Here is an 18,968-nt window from a genome sequence, read left to right on the forward strand (position 1 = left end):
CGACAGCTCCTGCCCGGCTTCATTGGCGAGCTGTTTCAGGCGGATGGCCGCGCTCAGGCCCGACGGGCCGGCACCGATGATCAGAACATCAAACTCCAGGCTTTCGCGTCCGCTCATCAGTAATCCTCATGGGTGGGGCTCGGAAAATCGGGCGATTGTCTCGATCGTCGCCAGACATCGAGTGGCGCCCTTCTGAAAAAAGAGCCGGGCGTTGTACGCCCGGCGCAAGTGCCGCACTCCATAGGGAGGAAATACAGAGCACGGGGGAAGTTGTGGATCGAGTCAGCGGTCCCGGGTGCTGTGTCCCCAAATCAATCCGCCAGAACGAGCATCAGGTAAAGCCCCGCACGACAAGGTATCGCCGTCGCCTATACCCCCTCGCAGGCCAAGGAACTGTCGAGCGGTTGATGATTTCCCGGCGGTATTTCAAAATACATCCGTGGGTGCGAAGCCCTCGCTTGAACGGCCATCAGAGGACCGGCAGGTCAGCGGCACGGACCTCCGCCCCGGACGATCCGGTGCCGGCCCGCGGGTGTCGCGGCCAAGCCCCTTCCGTCGGAGCATTGAACTGGAAAAGACGCCCCACAAACGGTCGCTTCTGCACGACCCGACGTTTCGCAATCCCTGGCTTGCGGTCGAATTCTCGTTCCTCGGGATGTTCATTCATGTGGTTGCGGGAAGCTGGCTGATGGCCGAACTGACCGGTTCGGCGCTGTTCGTCTCGCTGATCCAGACGGCCTATGCCCTGCCGATCGTGCTGTTCTCGATCATCGCCGGAGTCCTGGCCGATACGGTGGACCGCCGGTCGAGCATGGTGTGGTCGCTGCTGGTCTGCCTGCTGGCCTCGATCCTGCTGGCCGCCACGGCGGAGCTGGACCTGCTGAGGCCCTGGGGAATATTGGCTCTCATCGTCATCGTCGGGTGCGGCGTCGCGCTGTTCACCCCACCCTGGCAGGCGGCCCTGGGCGACATCGCGCCACGCGACCAGTTGGTCGAGGCGGTTTCGTTGCACGCCATCGGCGCCAACGCGATGCGCACCATCGGGCCGTCGCTGGGCGGACTCCTGGTCTCGATGACCGGGGCGACGGTGGCCTTCGCCGCGGGGGCGCTGACCTACCTGCCAGCACTCCTCCTCATGCTCTTCCGGCCCCCGAAGCTCACGGAAATCACCGACCGGGAACGGTTCGGTTCCGCGCTCGTCCTGGGAATGCGCTATCTGACGGTGGCGCCCAACCTCGAACTTCTGCTGCTGCGCGCCTTCTTCTTTTCCTTCGCGGCCATGTGCGTCATGGCGATGCTGCCGCTCGTCGCACAGGCGCAGTACGGTCTCGGCGCCGGCGCCTACGGTTTCCTGTATGGCGGTTACGGCCTGGGGGCGATACTCGGCGGCATAGGCTTGAAACGCCTTCGCAGGCATTTCTCAATGGACCGGATCGTCGGTGCATCCTTTCTGCTCACCGGCGCCGCGATGCTGGCCTTGGCATTGAGCCGCCAACTTTGGCAGGGGCTGATCTGCACGGTGCTGGCCGGGGCGGCCTGGCTTATCGTGCATTCGCTGCACAACAGCGCGTTGCAGCTTTCGACCCCGCGTTGGATCGCCGGGCGGATCGTGGCGACGTTCATGACCTCGGTCTATCTCGGTCTGGCGATCGGCGGCTGGGTTTGGGGGGCGCTTGCCGGATGGCTGGGCGTCGATGGTGCCTTGATCGCGGCGGCGGTCGCGGCGCTGATCCCCTTCGCGCTGGCGCTGCGTTTTCCGCTGCCCGGCGCCCCCGCCCATGACCTGGAGCCGCTGGCCGGCTCGGTCATCGCCACGGACGAACAAGGGAACGGACTGAAAGGCGGACCGCTTTACATCGTCATCGAGCACGACATCGACCCGGTGAACAGCCCGTCCTTCCTTGCGCTGATGGCTCAGAGGCGGCGGCATCTGACGCAGCTGGGCGCCAGTCACTGGATGGTCCTGCGCGACATCCGCAATTCCGGGCGCTGGACGGAATCCTTCTACACCGCAAGCTGGTCGGATTACCGGCGCATGATGGCAAGACACAGCGCCGAGACGGCTTTCCTGCGCAAGTCCGCGGCCGAGTTGCAGCGGAACGGCAAGGAACCGTGCGCCCGCCTGATGCTTTACGAGCCGGTCACCCGCTCGCTGTCGGCACCGATCCTCAGAACCTGACCGCTCTATGGCACCGGCGCTCTTGCCAGAATGCGGGCCGCCCGCGCCTTGACCGGGGCGTCCACCATTTCGCCATCCACGACGGCCACCCCGTCCCCCGCGGCCATCACCCGCCTTGCCCAGGCAAGCTGGGCCTGGGACGGCAGGAACGCCTCGCCGATCTCGGCGATCTGGGCGGGGTGAACGGCGAGCTTGCCGCCCATGCCCAAGGAGCGCGCGTGCTCGGCATCGGCGCGGGCGGCGCCCGGAGTCCGCACGTCCGCCGTCACCCCGTCGATGGGGGCGGCGATGCCGGCGAGCCTCGCGGCAAGAACCAGTTCCATCCGCATCGGATCGAGCACCGGCCGGATGTGGTCCGCGCCCACATCGACACAGAAATCCAGCGTCCCGAAGGCAAGCCCCACCACCGCGGGGTGCGCGGCCAGGAGGCGCGCGGTGGCGATGCCCCGCGCCGTCTCGACCAGGGCGATGATCGGCACGCCCGGCACGCCGGCGGCGAAAGCGTCGAAGGCGGGTCCGGCCTCGGCCTTGGGCAGCATCACGGCGTCCGGGCGCATGCGCTCCAGAAGCCGCACATCCTCGGCATGGGCGCCCGATCCGATCGCGTTGATCCGCCAGACGCAGGGAATGCCGGCGAGGCCGGAAACGATCGCCGTCCGCGCCGCGGCCTTGTCCGCAGGGGCCACCGCATCCTCAAGATCGAGGATCACCGCCGAGGCGCCGGACGCCGCCGCCTTGGCAAACCGCTCGGGGCGGTTCGCCGGCACGAACAGCATCGAGACCGGACCGCGCCGCAGGACATCCGCATTGTTTTCCACCGACATGACCGCACCTCCTCACGCCACCGCGACCAGACCCTGATCGACCAGCCGGCCGATCTCACCGGAACCGAGCCCCAGATGCTCGGCCAGGACACGCTCGGTATCGGCACCAAGCCGCGCCGCCGGTTTCGGCGGCTGCCGCGTGAGGCCCTCGAACCGCGCCAGTGCACCGGGCACGGGAGCGACGGCGCCGCTGACCTGACGGATCTCGGCGAAGATCGCGTTGTCGCGGACCAGCCGCGGGTCTTCGGCCACCGCCTCGCGCAAGGTTCGATAGGGTTCCCAGCAAACCCCGCCCCGTTCGAGCAAGGCCGCCAGATCATCATAGTCCAACCGGGCGCAGCCGAGGGCGAACAGCGCGCCAAGCGCCTCGCGATGAATGAAACGCTGGCCCTCATCGACCGCGAAGCTGACGTCGAGCCGGTCCTCCAGCGCCGCGACGTCCGCAGCCACCCCCAGGGCATCGACGAGACCCCGCCATTGCTTCGGCGTGATCGCCACGATCATCACCTGGCGGCCGTCCTTTGCGGCGAAGTTGCGCCCGAAGGCGCCGTAAAGCGCATTTCCGAAGCGGCCCCGGTCGCCGCCCTGCAACACTTCGGCCACCTGCCCCAGATGGGCGAGCGAACCGATGGCGATGTCGCTCAGCGCCACGCGGATTTCGCCGCCCTCGCCCGTCCGGCGCCGCCGCCGCTCAGCGCACATCAGCGCGAACGCGCCGTAGGCACCGGCCAGAAGGTCCCAGGCGGGCACGGTGGAATTCACCGGGTCGGCACCGTTCTGACGGTCGTCACCCGTCATGTAAGGGACACCGACCGCGGCGTTCACCGTGTAGTCCACACCGTTGCGGCCGTCCGGCCAGCCTTGCACGCGCAGCGTGATCAGATCAGGCCGATGGACGGCCAGGTTTTCATGCGAGAGAAAGCCCTTGCGCGGATAGTTCGTGACGAAAAGCCCCCTGCCCTCCCCCGGCGCTGTGACGATTCGGATGGCCAGCTCACGCCCCTCGGGGCGGGCGAGGTCGATCGCAACGGACAGTTTGCCTTTGTTCAGGCTTTCCCAGTAAAGCGAATCCCCGGACGGGCCTTGCGGCCATCGCTTGTGGTCCGGCCCGCCGCCAATCGCGTCGAAGCGGATGACGGTGGCGCCGAACTGTTGCAGATGCAGCGCGCAGGAAGGGCCGGCGATGAAGGACGCCCCTTCGACCACCACCAGATCCTTCAGAATATCGTACATCGCATGAACCTCCCTCGTGGACCGGGCCGCCTGCACGCGCCGCGGAAAGGGGCACGGGTCGCTTGAAAAGGTAAAAACGCACGGTGTCCCGGCAGGCGAAGGCCCTCCGGGACACCGTTCTTCGAGCCCTTGGACCCGATCAGTCCGCCGCGGAACGCGGGATGAACACCTTGAAGGTTGCCGACGCCTTGGCCACCAGAGTTCCAGCCTCGTCCCTCACCGAAGCCTCCAGGAAGCGGATGCTCCTGCCGCGGCGCTGCCAGCCGGAGGTGCAGGTCAGCCGTCCGCGCGCCGCGGCGAGATAGCTGACGTTCAGCATCAGCGTGGAGCTGGATGTGCCCGGCGGGTCTCCCTCGGTCGCGGCGAAGCCCAGGGTCGTGTCGATCAAGGTCGCCGCGGCGCCGCCGTGGACATCGCCCTTGCGGTTCTGGAAGCGCGGCTTGTCCGGCAGAACCATGACCACCCTTTCCGCGCTGCGCTCAAGGATCTCAAGCCCAAGGTCGTTGACGAAAGGGGCAATGTCACGATGAACCAGCAGACTTTCCGCCATGGCGTCCTCCTTGCGTGTTCGCCGGGCCGGCATGGCCTCACACCGGCGGCGCCTGAACGCTTCCATCGAGCGCCGCCGCTCGTATCAGTGGGTCGGATTGATGCCCATGGCGGTGACGACGGATTTGCCGTCCTTGCCCACCCGCGCCATTTCATTGAACCACTCCGTGACGACATGCTGGACCTTGGCCGTCCACGCCGCCGATTGCTCGGGCGTCAGCGTGATCATCTCCATCTTGAACTCCTCGACGAAGCGCTTGTGCAGTTCGGCGTCGTGCCGGTCCAACCAGGCGCAGAGCCGATTCTGCGTCTCCACGCCGATGTCGGTCAGGGCCTTCTGCGCCGTGGGGGAAAGCTTCTTGAAGGAACGCTCGCTGATCGTCATGACCGCGCCCGCCGAACCCATGTGCAGGCCGGTCAGCACATGCTTCAGATGGGTTTCCAGCGAATAGGGCAGGATGCCCGACGCTGGGAAATACATGCCGTCGATCGTGCCCCGGCTCACCGCGTCGTAGCTTTCGGACGATGCGAGCGACACCGGCACCGCGCCGAGGCTGCGCAGGCTTTTCGAGATGGCCGCTCCGTTGCCGCGCAACTTCAGTCCCCGGATGTCCTCGGGCGTGACAACCTTCCTGCTGGTCGTGAACACGTCGTAGGGCGCCATCATGCCGATGTAGAGCACCCGATAGCCCTGCGGCGCGTATTCCTGCTTGTCGAGCACGCCGCCCGGCTGCAGGATCGTCCACAGCCTCTGAGTGCCGTCGCAGGAGGAACGGAAGAGCGTCGGCAGTTCCATCACCGAGGAGAGCGGGAATTTCTCGGCTTCAAGGGACGGCACGATATAGGCCAGATCGACCAGCTTGCTCTTGATCAGTGCGCTTTGCCCCTTTCCAAGCTGCGATGCGGGAAAGATATCGATCGACACCTCGCCGTTGGTGCGCTTCTTCACCTCTTCGGCAAAAGGCTTGATGCCTTCGACCGACAGGTAATGGGTGTCCGGGTAGGTGTGAGACAACTTCAACGTGACAGACTCGGCACGCGCCGGCAGCGCCGCGAATGCAAGAAGCGAAGTTGCAAGCACAGTCGTCGCAGTACGGAAACGGGTCTTCATAAATCACCTCCCCAGGGCACGACCCGCCATTTCCTTAGGGCCGCACCGTTTGATGTTATAGGCTGTCCGCCTCTATTCTCCCCGCTGAAGGCCCGGAGATCGCAACTCTGAGGCCAGCGCTGGGCAATTGACAAGCAAGGAACTGGCTTAAGGTCCGACAGGATGCGCCTATGGCAGAGCCGTTCAGGCGCCGCATCCCGAGGCACGGTCACGCCGTCCCCCGTTGCACGAAGGCGCCGGAGGCCAAGCCCTCTTCGATCTCCACGGGAGCGAACCCCCAGTCCGCCAGAACCGCGCGGGTGTCGGCACCATCGGGCACCGGCGGCGAAGAGATCCGCGGTCGGCTGCGTGAAAAGCGCGGTGCCGGCGCGGGGTGGCGGATGCCGGCCAGTTCCACCACGGATCGGCGCGCCTGGTTGTGCGGATGCGACGGGGCCTCGGCCAAGGACAGGACCGGCGTCACGCAGGCGTCGCTGCCCTCGAACACCACTTCCCATTCGGCGCGGTTCCGGCTCGCGATCCGCAGGGCGATGATCCGGCGCAGTTCCGGCCAGGACGCGCGGTCGTTCTGAGGTGGCAGCGTCGCGGGATCGAGGCCCAGCCCTTCCAGGAACAGACCATAGAACCTCGGTTCGATGCAGCCGACCGCCAGATGAAGCCCGTCCGCCGTCTCGTAGGTGGTGTAATAGGGCGCGCCACCATCGAGGATGTTCTCACCCCGCCCGGGCCGGAGCCGGCCCGCCGCCAGAAAGCCATGGAAGACCGCAAGCAGGCTGTTCACGCCGTCCAGCATGGCCGCATCGACCATCTGGCCCTGGCCGGAGCGCAGAGCCTCGACATGTGCGCACAGGACGCCGAAGGCCAGATACATCGCCCCGCCGCCATAATCCCCCACAAGGTTGAGCGGCGGAACGGGCGCCCCGCCGGCCGGACCGATCATGCCCAGCGCCCCGGACAGCGCGATGTAGTTGATGTCGTGACCCGCGGTCATGGCGAGCGGCCCGTCCAGCCCCCAGCCGGTGGCCTTGCCATAGACGATGCGGGGCTGGGCTCGGCGGCAATGCTCGTATCCGATGCCGAGCCGTTCCGCGACACCGGGGCGCCAGCCTTCCAGCACGACATCGGCTTGCGCCACCATCCGCAGAAAGGCGGTGCGGCCTGCCGGGGACTTCAGGTCCATCGCCACCGAGCGTTTGTTGCGGCCCCGCAGTTCGAACTCGATGGGCCGTTCGATTCCCAGGTCCGCCGTGGTCACGCGGTCGATGCGGATCACCTCGGCCCCCATGTCGGCCAGCATCATCCCCGCGAAGGGCACCGGCCCCATCGCGGCGATCTCAAGAACCTTCAAACCGGCCAGCGGACCCATCTTTTCCTCCCGATGAGATCGTCGGGGAGCGTCGGCGAGGCCCCCGTCTCCAAAAGCGGTGTCAGAGCGTGGTGGCGAAGCCGCCATCGACCGGGATCACCGCACCGGTGACATAGGCGCCGGCCATCGACGCCAGATAGATCGCGGCACCGGCCATATCGCTCGCCCCGGTCAGGCGCTTCAGGGGGATCGGCGCGGTCAGAGCCTCCTCGCCCTTGGACTCCAAGGTGCCGGCCAGCATCTTCGACGGGAAAAGCCCCGGCGCGATCACGTTGACGGTGATGTGTTCGGGGGCCAGCCGATAGGCCAGATGCGCCGAAAGCTGGTGCACCGCCGCCTTGGACGAGGAATAGGCGAAGGTCTCGTGCTTGGGCACATGGAAGGCGTCGATCGAGCCCACGTTGATCACCCGCGCCGGCGCGCCATGCCGCCCCGCGGCCTTCAGCATCGGCACCAGATCGCGGATGAAGAAGAAAAGCCCCTTCACATTCAGATCGAACACCTTGTCCCAGCCGTCTTCGGGATATTCGGCAAGCGGAGCGGCCCAGATGGTGCCGGCGTTGTTGATCAGAACGTCGAGCTGGCTTTCATGCTGCTGCAACGCCGCGATGAAGGCGTCGCGGCCAGCCTCGGTCGACAGATCCGCCGGGATGCCGCGACAGGTTCCAAAGGCCGACAGCCGCGCTGCCGTCTTCTCGACTTCGGCAGCGCGGCGGGCGCAGATGTAGACCCGCGCGCCCGCCCTGACGAAGGTTTCGGCGATCGCCTCGCCGATGCCCCGGCTGCCGCCGGTTATCACCACGCTCTTGCCGCCGACTCCGAACAAGTCCTCAATCACGGACATGCCTTTCCTCCCGATGATGTCATGTTGGTTGCGGTGCGGGGCGCTCTACTCCGCCGCCTCGGGTGCGGGCTCGTACGACCGCAGCACGCCCGCCCCGATCAGCGCTTCGATCTCTTCGGCGTTCAGGAAATCGCGCATGACCGTGCGCGTGTCGGCGCCGAGTTCGGGAGCCGGTTTCCGCCGGCGCGCCCTTTCGCCACCAAAACGCCATGGCGGGCGGACCAGCGTCTGGCCGTTGCTCTCGGGCTCGAACAAATCCAACCACTGTGTCTGGGGATGGCGGATCGCCTCTTCCACGGTCAGGACCGGCGCGAAAGGCACGTCGGCGGCATCGAGGATCGCCTCCCATTCCGCGCGGCTGCGCTTCAGGAACTCGGCCTCGACGATGGACTTGAGCAGCGCATAATGCGCTTCGCGGTCCGGGAAGCGCGCGAATTCCGGGCGTTCCAGCAGATCCGCCCGGCCGATCGCCGCGGCGAAGGTCTGCCAGAACTTCTCGGACGAGGACAGGTGCAGCGTGATCGAGCCCCCCTCCTTCGTCAGCAGGCAGAAATTCTGCGCCTGGGGATGGCGGCTTGACCGTGTCGGGCTGATCCCGTCGTCGCTGTGCTGGGTGATCGCGTCGATGGTCAACGCCGACATCGCTTCCAGAAGCGACGTCTCGACCAGCCGCGCGCCGCGCCCCGCGCCAAGCCCGCGCCCGACCAGCGCCGCCAGGATGCCCGTCGCCGAGATCACCGCCGTCATCAGATCGGCGACGCAGGTGCCCGACAGCCGCGCGTTTCCTTCGTCGTTCATGATCGAATAGAAACCGCTCATGCTTTGCCCGATGGAATCGTAGGCCGCCCGATCCCGGCAGGGTCCGCCCTCGCCGAAGCCCGAGACCGTGGAATAGATCAGGTCGGGGTTGATCGCCTCCAGCGCCTCGCGGCCAAGGCCGATCGCCGCCATCTTGCCGGGGCGCAGATTCTCCATGAACACGTCGAAGTGCGGGACCATCCTCTTGACCAGCGCCACACCCTCGGGGCGCTTCAGGTCGATGACCACGCTGCGTTTTCCGGCGTTGTACTGGCAGAAATACTTCGATCCGGTGCCCACGTTGCGCCGGAAGGCATCGCCCGAAGGCGGCTCGATCTTCACCACGTCTGCCCCCAGGGCGGCGAGCAGCGACGAGGCGTAGGGGCCCGAGATGTAGGCCGTCACATCCAGAATTCTCAACCCTTTGAGCGGCAGGCTCATGACGGGTCTCCCTTGTTCGTCGGGCCTTCGTTCATTGGCCCCTTGTTTGTTTGCCTTGTTTATTTGCCGCCGGCCTGTTCCAGCAGGCGGCGCGCGATCACCTGGGCCTGGATCTCGCCCGCGCCCTCGAAGATGTTCAGGATGCGCGCGTCGGCGAGCAGCCGCGAGATGACGTACTCCTGCGCGAAGCCGTTGCCGCCGTGGATCTGAAGCGCGTTGTCGGCGACTGTCCAGGCCACCCGCGCCGCCAGCAGCTTGGCCATGCCGGCCTCCAGGTCGCAGCGTTCGCCGCTGTCCTTGCGCCGCGCCGAAAAATAGGTGAGCTGCCGGGCCAGCATGATCTCCGCGGCGGCGATGGCCACCTTGCCCGACACGCGCTGGAAGGCGCCCAACGGGCGGCCGAACTGCTTGCGCTCCTGGCTGTAGCGCAGCCCCTGCTCCAGCGCGGCCTGGGCGACGCCGACCGCGCGGGCGGCGGTCTGGATGCGCGCGCTTTCGAAGGTCTGCATCAGCTGCTTGAACCCCTGCCCGGTCACACCGCCCAGCAGATTCTCTCCCTTGACCCGGAACCGGTCGAAGGACAGTTCGTATTCCTTCATGCCGCGGTAGCCGATCACCGGGATTTCGCCCCCCTGGATGCCGGGCGACGGGAAATCCTCGCCCTCGCGCATCGGCTCCTTTTCGGCCAGCAACATCGACAGGCCGCGATGGTCGCGGCTTTGCGGATCGGTGCGCACCAGAAGCGTCATCAGCGAGGCCCGCGCGGCGTGGGTGATCCAGGTCTTGTTGCCGGTCACCAGCCAGTCGCCGTCCGCGTCCGGCTCGGCCCGCGTGCGCAGGCTGCCCAGGTCCGAGCCGGTGTCGGGCTCGGTGAAGACGGCCGTCGGCAGCACCGCGCCCGAAGCCAGGAGCGGCAGCCATTTCGCCTTCTGCTCCTCGGTGCCGCCGCCGATGATCAGCTCGGCGGCGATCTCGGCGCGGGTGCCGAGACTGCCCACGCCGATGTAGCCGCGCGACAGCTCCTCCGAGACGACGACCATGGATTCCTTCGACATCCCCATGCCGCCATGCTCTTCCGGGATGGTGAGGGCGAAGACCCCCATCCCGGCGAGATCGGACAGGATGTCCGCCGGGATCAGCGCGTCCTTCAGGTGCCAGTCGTGCGCGAAGGGCACCACCTTGTCCTCGGCGTAGCGGCGGAAGGTTTCGCGGATCAGGTCCAGCTCTTCGGATTGCCGGGTCGCACCGAAACAGGACACCGGCCCCGCCACGGCGACGCTGTCATACAGGGCCTGACGGGTTTGCGGGGTCGAGCCGTGCGCCAGGAACCAAGCCGCCTCGTCCGAAGGCTGCCAGTCCACGCCCAGATCCGGCAGGCGGGCGTATTCGCCCTGCCACATCGGAATGCCGCCACGGACATGATGCAGGCTTTCCCCGAAGGACACGGCGAAGATCTGCGCCTCGACCGGTCCGGCCTTGCCGTCGGCGACGAGTCCGCCGGCCCACTCCCGCATCTGGCCAAGCGCGGTGACGTAGGTCACGAGCCAGGCCAGCGCATGGGCCGCGTGCTGGTTCGCATCCAGCCTTTGGCCATCCACACGCCCATCGACCGCGACCACGGCCCTGAGAGCCGCCGTGGCGGCCTCGGCCAGCCGTTCGAGTTCCGCAACGACGGGAACCGCCCGCGCGACGAGCTGGCTCAGATCGAATTCGGTGGCTTTCAGGTCCGTCACCGCGGCGCTCCTTCTCAGATCGGGTCCCAGGGAAAGATGTCGGCGGAGACGTCCATGCGCGTGAAGCTGCCGCGCAGGGCGGGCAACGCATGGTCCAGCACCGCGTCCTCGGTCCAGCCGTCCCCCCGATGCACGGACCGCAGCGGGCGTATGTGGTTCATCAGGAAGATCTCGTTGTTGCGCACCGAGAAGACCTGACCGGTCACATCCGCCGCCGCGTCCGAGATCAGCGCGTTGACCAGGGGCGCGATCTTCTCCGGCTTCATCCGCTTCAGCCGGCTGACCCGCTCCTCCTGCTCGGGCGTGTCGACCTTGATGTTGGAAATCATCCGGCTCCACGCGAAGGGCGCGATGCAGTTCGAGCGCACGTTCCAGCGCGCCAGATCCAGCGCGATGGATTTCGACAGCGCCACCATCCCCAGCTTTGCCGCCGAGTAGTTGGCTTGCGCCAGATTGCCGATCAGCCCCGAGGTCGAGGTCATGTGCACGATCGCGCCGGAATTCTGCGCGCGGAACACGTCCGCCGCCGCCCGGCTCATGTTGAACGATCCGTAGAGGTGGACCTTGATGACCGCATCGAAATCGGCCAGCGTCATCTTGTGAAAGAAGCCGTCGCGCAGGATGCCGGCGTTGTTCACCAAGCCGTCGAGCCGGCCGAAGCGGTCCACCGCCGTCTGCACCGACGCGGTGGCCTCCTCGGGATCGGTGACCGAACCGGTGGTGGCGATCGCCTCGCCCCCGGCGGCGATGATCTCGTCCGCCACCCGCTGCGCCGCGCCGCGGTCGTCGCGCTCGCCCTGCAGGCTCGCACCGATGTCGTTGACCACGACCTTGGCGCCCGCCGCCGCCGCACCGAGCGCAAGGGCCCGGCCGATGCCGCCCCCGGCGCCCGTGATCAGAACCACCTTCCCATCGAGCATTTTGTCTTCCTGATGTCGTGCGCCGGGGGCGCGTCTTCTCTGTGCGCTCAAGGCGCGTCCTGGGGGCGGCGCCTTACAGGGCGCCGGTCATCTCGGGCACGGCCTCGAACAGATCGGCGACGAGGCCGTAGTCGGCGACCTTGAAGATCGGGGCCTCTTCGTCCTTGTTGATGGCGACAATGATCTTGCTGTCCTTCATGCCGGCCAGATGCTGGATGGCGCCCGAGATCCCCACGGCGACATAGAGGTCCGGCGCAACGTTCTTCCCGGTCTGCCCCACCTGCCAGTCGTTGGGCGCAAAGCCCGAGTCCACCGCCGCGCGGGACGCACCCACCGCCGCGCCCAGCTTGTCGGCCAGCCCTTCGATCAGCGCGAAATTCTCCTTGGAGCCAAGCGCCCGACCGCCCGAGACGACGATCTTCGCCGCCGTCAGTTCCGGGCGTTCGGAGACGGCGATGCGGTCCTCCACCCAGGCCGAACTGGCCGACGCCTTGGCCGCGACCGGAACCGGCACCACCTCGGCGCCGCCGCCCGCGCCCGCGGCGGTGAATTTGGCGGTGCGCAGGGTGAAGATCTTCACCGCGTCCGTGCTCTTCACGGTTTCGACCGCGTTGCCGGCATAGATCGGGCGCGCGAAGGTGTCGGCATCGACCACCTGGATGACGTTGGTCAGAACCATCACGTCCAGCATGCCGGCAAGGCGCGGCAGGATGTTCTGGGCCGAGGCCGTCGCGGGCGCGGCGACATGGCTGTAGCCCGTGGCGAGAACGGCCAGCAAATCCGCCACCGGCTCGGCCAGTTGGCGGGCGTAGGCCGGATCGTCGGCGACCAGGACCTTGGACACCCCCTGCAGCGCGGCGGCCTCCGCCGCCGCGGCGGCGACGCCATCGCCGGCGACCAGCACATCCACGTCGCCGAGACCGGCCAGGGCCGATAGCGCCCTGGCGGTCGCATCGCGGCCCAGCGCCGCGCCGTTCACGTCGGCAACCAGAAGAACGCCCATCAGATCACCCCCGCTTCGTCCTTGAGTTTCGTCACCAGCTCGGCCACCGAGCCGACCCGGATGCCGGCCTTGCGCGCCGCGGGCTCGGCAACCCGCAGCGTCCGCAGCCGCGGCGCGGCATCCACCCCGAGATCCGCCGCGGTCCTGGTCTCAAGCGGCTTCTTCTTTGCCTTCATGATGCTGGGCAACGAGGCGTAGCGCGGCTCGTTCAGGCGCAGATCGGCGGAAATCACGGCGGGCAGCGCCACCGACAGGATCTGAAGCCCGCCGTCCACCTCGCGCGTGACCCGCACCCGCTCGCCCTCGATCACCACCTCCGAGGCGAAGGTCGCCTGGGGCCAGCCCAGAAGGCCGGCCAGCATCTGCGCGGTCGCACCCAGGTCGTTGTCGATGGCCTGCTTGCCCGCGATGACCAGCCCCGGCGCCTCGGCCCGCACCACCGCCGCCAGCACCTTCGCCACGGCCAGGGGTTCGATGTCGCCCTCTCGGCCCGGATCGACGAGGATCGCGCGGTCGGCCCCGATGGCCAAGGCCGCGCGCAGCGTCTCCTGGGCCGCCGCCGGGCCGACCGAAACCACGATCACCTCGGTTGCCTGCCCTTTTTCCTTCAAGCGGACCGCTTCTTCGACGGCAATCTCGTCGAAGGGATTGATCGACATCTTGACGTTCTGCAGATCGACACCCGATCCGTCGGGCTTCACGCGGGCCTTCACGTTGTAGTCGATCACCCGTTTCACAGGGACGATGATCTTCATCGGTTGTTTCCTGTTTTCTGATTTTCGGACGCCATGGCCCCTGGGATCAGGTCGCCTGCGCTTGCATGCAGATTTTTCCGAACTGGCGGCTTGTCACGGTGACGCCACCCCCGGCGTCCGGTTCGGCCACGAAGGACAGCGGGCGCCCCGCGAAGGCGGGGGCCTGACCGCGGTAGCGGAAGCTGTGCAGGGGGCGGCCGAGCGCCACCGCCGCCCGGGCGGCCAGAAGCGTGGCCTGCAACGGCCCATGCACCACCAGGGCGGGATAATTCTCTTCGTCCCGGGCATAGGGCAGATCGTAATGAATCCGGTGGCTGTTGAAGGTCAGCGCCGAATAGCGGAACAGCAGCCGGCTGTCGGGCAGGATCCGGTCCCCGCCCGCCGCAGGCGCTTCGGCATCGGGAAGACCGGCGGGCGGTGGCGCCGTGGGATCGGCGGAGCGGTAGACGATGTCCTGCCGCTCGCGGATGGCGGGATGGCCCTCGGCCCAGATCTCATGCGCCACGGTCACGAAGACCAGCGCACCGCTCTTGCCGGCCTTTTCGCTGACGTCCGCGATGGTCGAGCGGCGCTCGATCTCCTGCCCCACCGCAAGCGGCCGCAGCAGCTCAAGACTGCCGCCCGCCCACATGCGGCGCGGCAGTGGAACCGGCGGCAGGAAGCCGCCCTTCGGCGGGTGGCCGTCCGGCCCGAGCGCCAGGGTGGGAACGGTCTCGACGCCCACGCACCAGTGGATGCCAAGAGGCAGCGCGGCGGGATCGACGGCCACGCCCGCATCGCCGAGCGTGGCGGCGAAGCGCGCGACGAGGTCGGAGTCCAGCCGTGCCTTTGCGCCGGTCTCACGCCCGATATGATCGTGCCATGACGACATCTGGTTCATTTTCCTTTACCCCGCCAACCCGCGGCAAAGTCCTGGCGGCGCGCCCGAAGGCACGTGAGCAGACGCTTTGAAACCGGGGTCGTTCGGGTGTCCTCCCGCAGGGTGCTTCCCGCACCTTGTGATCGAAGTCTAGCGGCCCGGCCCCTCGATTGACCAATAGGCTGTGCCGATACCGCGGCCTGCGGTTGCCTATCGCCGGTCGTCACGCGTCGCGCACAGCCGCGCACGCATCGCATAGAACGGATCATCGGAATCACGCCGGCCAAGCTGACCGGCCATGGCGGGTTCATCCCCCGCGGCCCAGGATGTCCGGGTCAGGTCGTAGACCACTTCGCGCGCCGCCACCGCCCAGCGTCCGCCACGCCGTTCGAAATGGTCGAGATAGCGCCCGATCACCGTGTCGTCGCGGGCCCTGCCGCCGCTGTCCTCGGGGTCGGCCTCGCGCTTCATCGCGATGAAATAGGTTTCGACGAGGACGCTGTGGGGGGAAAGCCAGTCGAAATGCACATTACCCAGGAAATGCACGGAGCGCCGCGTCTCCGCGTGGCGTGCGCGGACCCAGTCGATGAAGCCGTCCCGTCCACCGCGGTAGGCGCCGTGCCAGTCCTCGGCATCGGGAAAATAGCAGTCGCGCACCGCCTCCCAGTCGCGGCGGTCGACCGAACGCGCGTAGCGCGCCAGTTGCCCGCGGATCTCGGCCTCGGCCAGAAGCCGCGCAACGGCGGCCTGTTCATCCCCGGTCATGCCCCCTCCCTTTCGGTATGAAAAAAGAAAAGGCGCATCCGAAGATGCGCCTGTCACAGTTCAGGGGACCTCATTGACGCCCGGGGGCCTTCAGACCGAAGCGCGCCACATGGGCCAGTGCCCTCACCCCTCTCGCGGGATCGGTGTAGCAGGGCACGCCCGCGGCGAGCAGAGCCTGCCGCGGACGGCCCGAGCCTCCCGTCCAGACGACGGCGAAGGGCTTTTCGGTGGCGCGGAACCCTTGCAGAATCCCTTCGACGATGGCCTCCGACCCGCGGTCGGCGTTGCCCAGGACGACAAGGATCATGTCGGTTTCCCGGCTGGCGACCAGCCGGTCCATCGCGCGGGCCATCAGCGTCGGGTCGGTCAGCAGCGCCCCGGTCAGATCCAGCGGATTCAGCGACGACCCGAAGGCCGGCAACAGATCCGCCAGCCGCTCCCGCGCCTCGTCCGACCAGCGGTTCACATCCAGCCCGTCGCGCGTCGCGGCGTCCGCCGCGAGGGAGGACGCCCCGCCCGACGAGGTGACGATCGACAGCCGCCGTCCCCCGGCGCGCCGTCCGGTGCGGAAGGCCAGCGCGGCGTCGGTCATCTCCTCCATCCGCTCCATGCGGATCGCGCCGCCCTCGGCAAGAACGGCGTCGAACCGCGCCGCGTCGCCGGGGTCCGAGGCCGTGTGCGCTCCGACCGACCGGCGGCCCGCCTCGGTGTCGCCGGCCTTCAGCAGCAGGAGCGGCTTGCCCGCCTGCCGTGCCGCCGTCACCGCCTGGCGCAGCGGAGCCTCCTCGACGAAATCCTCCATGTAACCGAGCAGAACCTCGACATCGTCGAAGGCGGCCAGGGCGGTGAGGATCTCGGCAACGGAAATGTCGGACTGGTTGCCGGTGTTGGCGTAATAGCGTGCGCCCAACCCCTGCCCCAGCAGGGCCGAATACATGAAGGTGCCGACCGCGCCCGACTGGCTGACGATCGCCACCGGATCGCTGCGCAGGTTATCCTCCTCGTCGAAGGCCGAGGAAAAGGTCGCCATGGCGCGGGCCGGGATGGCGAAGCTGCCCAGGCAGTTCGGCCCCAGAAGACGGATGCCCGTGCGCTTCGCGGCCTCGGCCAGCGCCTCCTGCAACGCGATGCCAGCACCCCCCGCCATCTCGGAAAAGCCCGAGGCGAAGATGATCGCCGCCCTCACCCCCGCCTTGCCGCAATCCTCCACCGCCTGCACGACGGCGCCGGCCGGAACGACGACGATCGCCAGATCCGCCGGTTCGGGCAGATCCTCGATCCGGGGCCACGCCCTGATGCCCTGAACCTCGTCACGCTTGGGGTTCACCGGATAAAGCGCACCCTGATAGCCATGCCGGATCAGGAAATCGAGCGGCCGGCCCGAAAGCTTCACCGTGTCGTTCGAAGCCCCGACGATGGCGATCGAGCGCGGGCGGAACAGCGTCTCGGCGATGGAGCGCGTCACCGGATCAGCCCTCCTTCACGAAGACGGGCGGGCGCTTCTCGCGGTGCGAATTCACGCCTTCCAGCACGTCGGGACCCGAAACGCCGAGGAATTCGTAACCCAGCGACGTTTCGAAGATCCCGGCGTTCTGGCGATACCACATGTTCATCGAATGCTTGGTGAAGGCGATGGATTCCTGGGCGCCGAAGGACAGCTTCCGGGCGATCTCGCGCGCCTTGGGCAGCAGGTCCGCCTCCTCGACCGACATCGACACCAGCCCGAGGTCATCGGCCTCCTGTCCGGTGATCTTCTCGCAGGTGAACAGCAGGTGCTTTGCCTTGGCCATGCCGCACAGCAGCGGCCAGACCATGGCGGCGTGATCGCCCGCCGCGATGCCCAGCCGGGTGTGGCCATCCACGATCTTCGCGTTCTTCGCCGCGATCGAGATGTCGGCCATCAGCGCCACGACGAGCCCGGCCCCCACCGCCGCGCCATGGATGGCCGAGATGATCGGCTTGTTGCAGTTGATCATGTTGTAGAACAGGTCGCGGCTTTCGCGCAGGACCTTATGGCGGATGCGGTAGTCGTGATACTGCGCCTCGATCAGCGCGAAATCGCCGCCGGCCGAAAAGGCCTTGCCCTCGCCCCGGACCAGAGCCACACGAACCGCCGGGTCACGGTCGATGTCGCGCCAGATCTCGGGGATGTCCTCATGCAGCTTCCCATCGACCGCGTTGAGGTTGGGACCACTGAAGATGATTTCCAGGACGCCGGGAACGTTCTCCTCGAACTTCATGGCGTGGGCGTATTTCTCACGGTACTTCTCGATCATGTCTTCCTCCCGATTTTGTCAGTTGGCGCGTTCGAAGATCGCGGTCAGGCCCTGGCCGCCGCCGATGCACATGGTCTCCAGCGCGTAGCGCCCGCCGCGGCGGTCGAGCTCGCGCAGCATCGTGCCGAGAATCCGCACCCCCGTGGCGCCGACCGGGTGACCCAGGGAAATGCCCGAACCGTTCACGTTGAGGCGGGTGAAATCATCCTTGCCGAGGCCCCAGGCGCGGGTGCAGGCCAGGACCTGGGCGGCGAAGGCCTCGTTCAGCTCGATCAGGTCCATGTCCTTGAACGAAAGCCCGGCGCGCGCCAGCGCCTTGTGCGAGGACGGCACCGGGCCGATGCCCATGCGGGAAGGCTCGACCCCCGCGGCGGCCCAGGTGACCAGCTTCGCCAGCGGGCGCAAGCCCAGCGCGCGGGCCTTTTCCAGGGTGGTGACGATGCAGACCGCCGCCGCGTCGTTCTGGCCCGAGGCGTTGCCCGCGGTCACCGTCGCCCCGGGGTCCTGCTTCAGCATCACCGGTTTCAACGCCGCCAGACTTTCCGCCGTCGTGTCGGCGCGGGGGTGTTCGTCCCGGTCGAACCGGATGACGCCCTTGCGGCCCTTGACCTCGACCGGCACGATCTCGTCGGCGAAGCGGCCGGATTCGATGGCGGCGACCGCCTTGGCGTGGGAGTTGGCGGCGAATTCGTCCTGTTCGCCGCGCGGGATCGCGTATTCCCGGCGCAGGTTCTCCGCGGTTTCCAGCATGCCGCCCGGCACGGGGTGGAACCTGCCGCCCGCCGTGATGCGCCCGCGCGCGATCCGGTCCCAGAAGGGCTGGGAATCGCCCTTCACGCCCCATCGGGCGTTCAGCACATAATGCTCGGCCTGGCTCATGCTTTCGGCGCCGCCCGCCAGGACCAGATCGGCAATGCCCGTCTGCACCCGCATCGCGGCGTCGATCACCGCCTGCAGGCCCGACCCGCAGCGGCGGTCCAGTTGCAGGCCCGGCACGGAGATCTCCAGCCCGGCATCCAGAGCGGCCACCCGGCCGATCGCCGGGGCCTCGCCGTTGGGATAGCACTGACCGAAGATCACGTCGTCAACGTCCTGCGAGGTGATGCCGGTCCGCCGGACAAGCTCGCGCACCACGGTCGCGGCCAGATCGGCGGTCGGCACGTCCTTGAGGGTGCCGCCATAGCGTCCGACGGGCGTGCGGAGAGGTTCACAAATATAGGCGTCGCGCATGGTCGCACCGCGGTCAGTCAAAAGGAAAACAGGGGGCCGGCGCCGCAAATCGTTGCAGGCAGCCGGCCCGCGCCGATGATCA

The 18,968-nt window shown here is 67.6% G+C and carries 18 protein-coding genes; 1 reads left to right on the forward strand and 17 read right to left on the reverse strand.

The window, feature by feature from the left end:
- Positions 1–117 (reverse strand): FAD-binding protein (locus QSG27_RS09920; RefSeq protein WP_306705697.1); only part of this gene is annotated, 117 nt, incomplete at its 3' end.
- Positions 118–532: 415 nt separating this feature from the next.
- Between QSG27_RS09920 and QSG27_RS09925 the strand changes: the two genes are divergently transcribed.
- Positions 533–2,179 (forward strand): MFS transporter, encoded by a 1,647-nt coding sequence (locus QSG27_RS09925; RefSeq protein ID WP_306705699.1) that lies wholly within the window; start codon positions 533–535, stop codon positions 2,177–2,179.
- Between the two features lie 5 nt (positions 2,180–2,184).
- Here QSG27_RS09925 and QSG27_RS09930 read toward each other — a convergent pair whose 3' ends face one another.
- From QSG27_RS09930 to QSG27_RS10005, 16 genes are all read right to left on the reverse strand, one after another.
- On the reverse strand, positions 2,185–3,003 hold the full coding sequence (locus QSG27_RS09930; RefSeq protein WP_306705640.1) for an HpcH/HpaI aldolase/citrate lyase family protein: 819 nt from the start codon (positions 3,001–3,003) through the stop codon (positions 2,185–2,187).
- 12 nt (positions 3,004–3,015) lie between these two features.
- Positions 3,016–4,236, reverse strand: a complete 1,221-nt coding sequence (locus tag QSG27_RS09935; protein WP_306705642.1) for a CoA transferase — start codon at positions 4,234–4,236, stop codon at positions 3,016–3,018.
- Between the two features lie 139 nt (positions 4,237–4,375).
- A complete protein-coding gene (locus QSG27_RS09940; RefSeq protein ID WP_306705645.1) occupies positions 4,376–4,786 on the reverse strand; it encodes a PaaI family thioesterase in 411 nt (136 codons plus the stop codon).
- Between the two features lie 84 nt (positions 4,787–4,870).
- On the reverse strand, positions 4,871–5,896 hold the full coding sequence (locus tag QSG27_RS09945; protein WP_306705647.1) for a TRAP transporter substrate-binding protein: 1,026 nt from the start codon (positions 5,894–5,896) through the stop codon (positions 4,871–4,873).
- A 208-nt stretch (positions 5,897–6,104) separates the two neighbouring features.
- Positions 6,105–7,262, reverse strand: coding sequence for a CaiB/BaiF CoA transferase family protein (locus tag QSG27_RS09950; protein WP_306705649.1), 1,158 nt, complete (start codon positions 7,260–7,262; stop codon positions 6,105–6,107).
- A gap of 61 nt (positions 7,263–7,323) precedes the next feature.
- Complete coding sequence (locus QSG27_RS09955; RefSeq protein WP_306705651.1) at positions 7,324–8,106, reverse strand: SDR family oxidoreductase; 783 nt, start codon at positions 8,104–8,106, stop codon at positions 7,324–7,326.
- A gap of 45 nt (positions 8,107–8,151) precedes the next feature.
- A complete protein-coding gene (locus QSG27_RS09960) occupies positions 8,152–9,345 on the reverse strand; it encodes a CaiB/BaiF CoA transferase family protein (protein WP_306705653.1) in 1,194 nt (397 codons plus the stop codon).
- 59 nt (positions 9,346–9,404) lie between these two features.
- Positions 9,405–11,078, reverse strand: a complete 1,674-nt coding sequence (locus tag QSG27_RS09965) for an acyl-CoA dehydrogenase family protein (RefSeq protein WP_407653200.1) — start codon at positions 11,076–11,078, stop codon at positions 9,405–9,407.
- A gap of 14 nt (positions 11,079–11,092) precedes the next feature.
- Positions 11,093–11,998: an SDR family NAD(P)-dependent oxidoreductase gene (locus QSG27_RS09970; protein WP_306705655.1), complete on the reverse strand. Its 906-nt coding sequence runs from the start codon at positions 11,996–11,998 to the stop codon at positions 11,093–11,095.
- A gap of 73 nt (positions 11,999–12,071) precedes the next feature.
- Positions 12,072–13,001: an electron transfer flavoprotein subunit alpha/FixB family protein gene (locus QSG27_RS09975; protein ID WP_306705657.1), complete on the reverse strand. Its 930-nt coding sequence runs from the start codon at positions 12,999–13,001 to the stop codon at positions 12,072–12,074.
- The gene (locus QSG27_RS09980; protein ID WP_306705660.1) at positions 13,001–13,756 is read right to left on the reverse strand and encodes an electron transfer flavoprotein subunit beta/FixA family protein; all 756 of its coding nucleotides are present in this window, start codon (positions 13,754–13,756) and stop codon (positions 13,001–13,003) included. Before QSG27_RS09980 ends, QSG27_RS09975 begins: the two co-directional genes overlap by 1 nt.
- Positions 13,757–13,802: 46 nt before the next feature.
- Complete coding sequence (locus tag QSG27_RS09985) at positions 13,803–14,627, reverse strand: FAS1-like dehydratase domain-containing protein (RefSeq protein ID WP_306705662.1); 825 nt, start codon at positions 14,625–14,627, stop codon at positions 13,803–13,805.
- Between the two features lie 198 nt (positions 14,628–14,825).
- Positions 14,826–15,380: a nuclear transport factor 2 family protein gene (locus tag QSG27_RS09990; protein WP_306705663.1), complete on the reverse strand. Its 555-nt coding sequence runs from the start codon at positions 15,378–15,380 to the stop codon at positions 14,826–14,828.
- 70 nt (positions 15,381–15,450) lie between these two features.
- Complete coding sequence (locus QSG27_RS09995) at positions 15,451–16,845, reverse strand: acetate--CoA ligase family protein (protein WP_306705664.1); 1,395 nt, start codon at positions 16,843–16,845, stop codon at positions 15,451–15,453.
- A gap of 4 nt (positions 16,846–16,849) precedes the next feature.
- Positions 16,850–17,656, reverse strand: coding sequence for an enoyl-CoA hydratase/isomerase family protein (locus QSG27_RS10000; RefSeq protein ID WP_306705665.1), 807 nt, complete (start codon positions 17,654–17,656; stop codon positions 16,850–16,852).
- Positions 17,657–17,674: 18 nt separating this feature from the next.
- Entirely contained in the window at positions 17,675–18,886 is a 1,212-nt protein-coding gene (locus QSG27_RS10005) for an acetyl-CoA C-acetyltransferase (RefSeq protein ID WP_306705666.1), read from the reverse strand.
- Positions 18,887–18,968: the final 82 nt, after the last annotated feature.

Origin of the sequence: Azospirillum isscasi (genome assembly GCF_030849505.1) — a bacterium.
Lineage (GTDB): Bacteria > Pseudomonadota > Alphaproteobacteria > Azospirillales > Azospirillaceae > Azospirillum > Azospirillum isscasi.

Coding starts and splice junctions, on each gene's coding strand:
- QSG27_RS09930 (WP_306705640.1), bottom strand. CDS start 3,003: ATGTCGGTGGAAAACAATGCGGATGTCCTGCGGCGCGGTCCGGTCTCG.
- QSG27_RS09935 (WP_306705642.1), bottom strand. CDS start 4,236: ATGTACGATATTCTGAAGGATCTGGTGGTGGTCGAAGGGGCGTCCTTC.
- QSG27_RS09940 (WP_306705645.1), bottom strand. CDS start 4,786: ATGGCGGAAAGTCTGCTGGTTCATCGTGACATTGCCCCTTTCGTCAAC.
- QSG27_RS09945 (WP_306705647.1), bottom strand. CDS start 5,896: ATGAAGACCCGTTTCCGTACTGCGACGACTGTGCTTGCAACTTCGCTT.
- QSG27_RS09950 (WP_306705649.1), bottom strand. CDS start 7,262: ATGGGTCCGCTGGCCGGTTTGAAGGTTCTTGAGATCGCCGCGATGGGG.
- QSG27_RS09955 (WP_306705651.1), bottom strand. CDS start 8,106: ATGTCCGTGATTGAGGACTTGTTCGGAGTCGGCGGCAAGAGCGTGGTG.
- QSG27_RS09960 (WP_306705653.1), bottom strand. CDS start 9,345: ATGAGCCTGCCGCTCAAAGGGTTGAGAATTCTGGATGTGACGGCCTAC.
- QSG27_RS09970 (WP_306705655.1), bottom strand. CDS start 11,998: ATGCTCGATGGGAAGGTGGTTCTGATCACGGGCGCCGGGGGCGGCATC.
- QSG27_RS09975 (WP_306705657.1), bottom strand. CDS start 13,001: ATGGGCGTTCTTCTGGTTGCCGACGTGAACGGCGCGGCGCTGGGCCGC.
- QSG27_RS09980 (WP_306705660.1), bottom strand. CDS start 13,756: ATGAAGATCATCGTCCCTGTGAAACGGGTGATCGACTACAACGTGAAG.
- QSG27_RS09985 (WP_306705662.1), bottom strand. CDS start 14,627: ATGTCGTCATGGCACGATCATATCGGGCGTGAGACCGGCGCAAAGGCA.
- QSG27_RS09990 (WP_306705663.1), bottom strand. CDS start 15,380: ATGACCGGGGATGAACAGGCCGCCGTTGCGCGGCTTCTGGCCGAGGCC.
- QSG27_RS10000 (WP_306705665.1), bottom strand. CDS start 17,656: ATGATCGAGAAGTACCGTGAGAAATACGCCCACGCCATGAAGTTCGAG.
- QSG27_RS10005 (WP_306705666.1), bottom strand. CDS start 18,886: ATGCGCGACGCCTATATTTGTGAACCTCTCCGCACGCCCGTCGGACGC.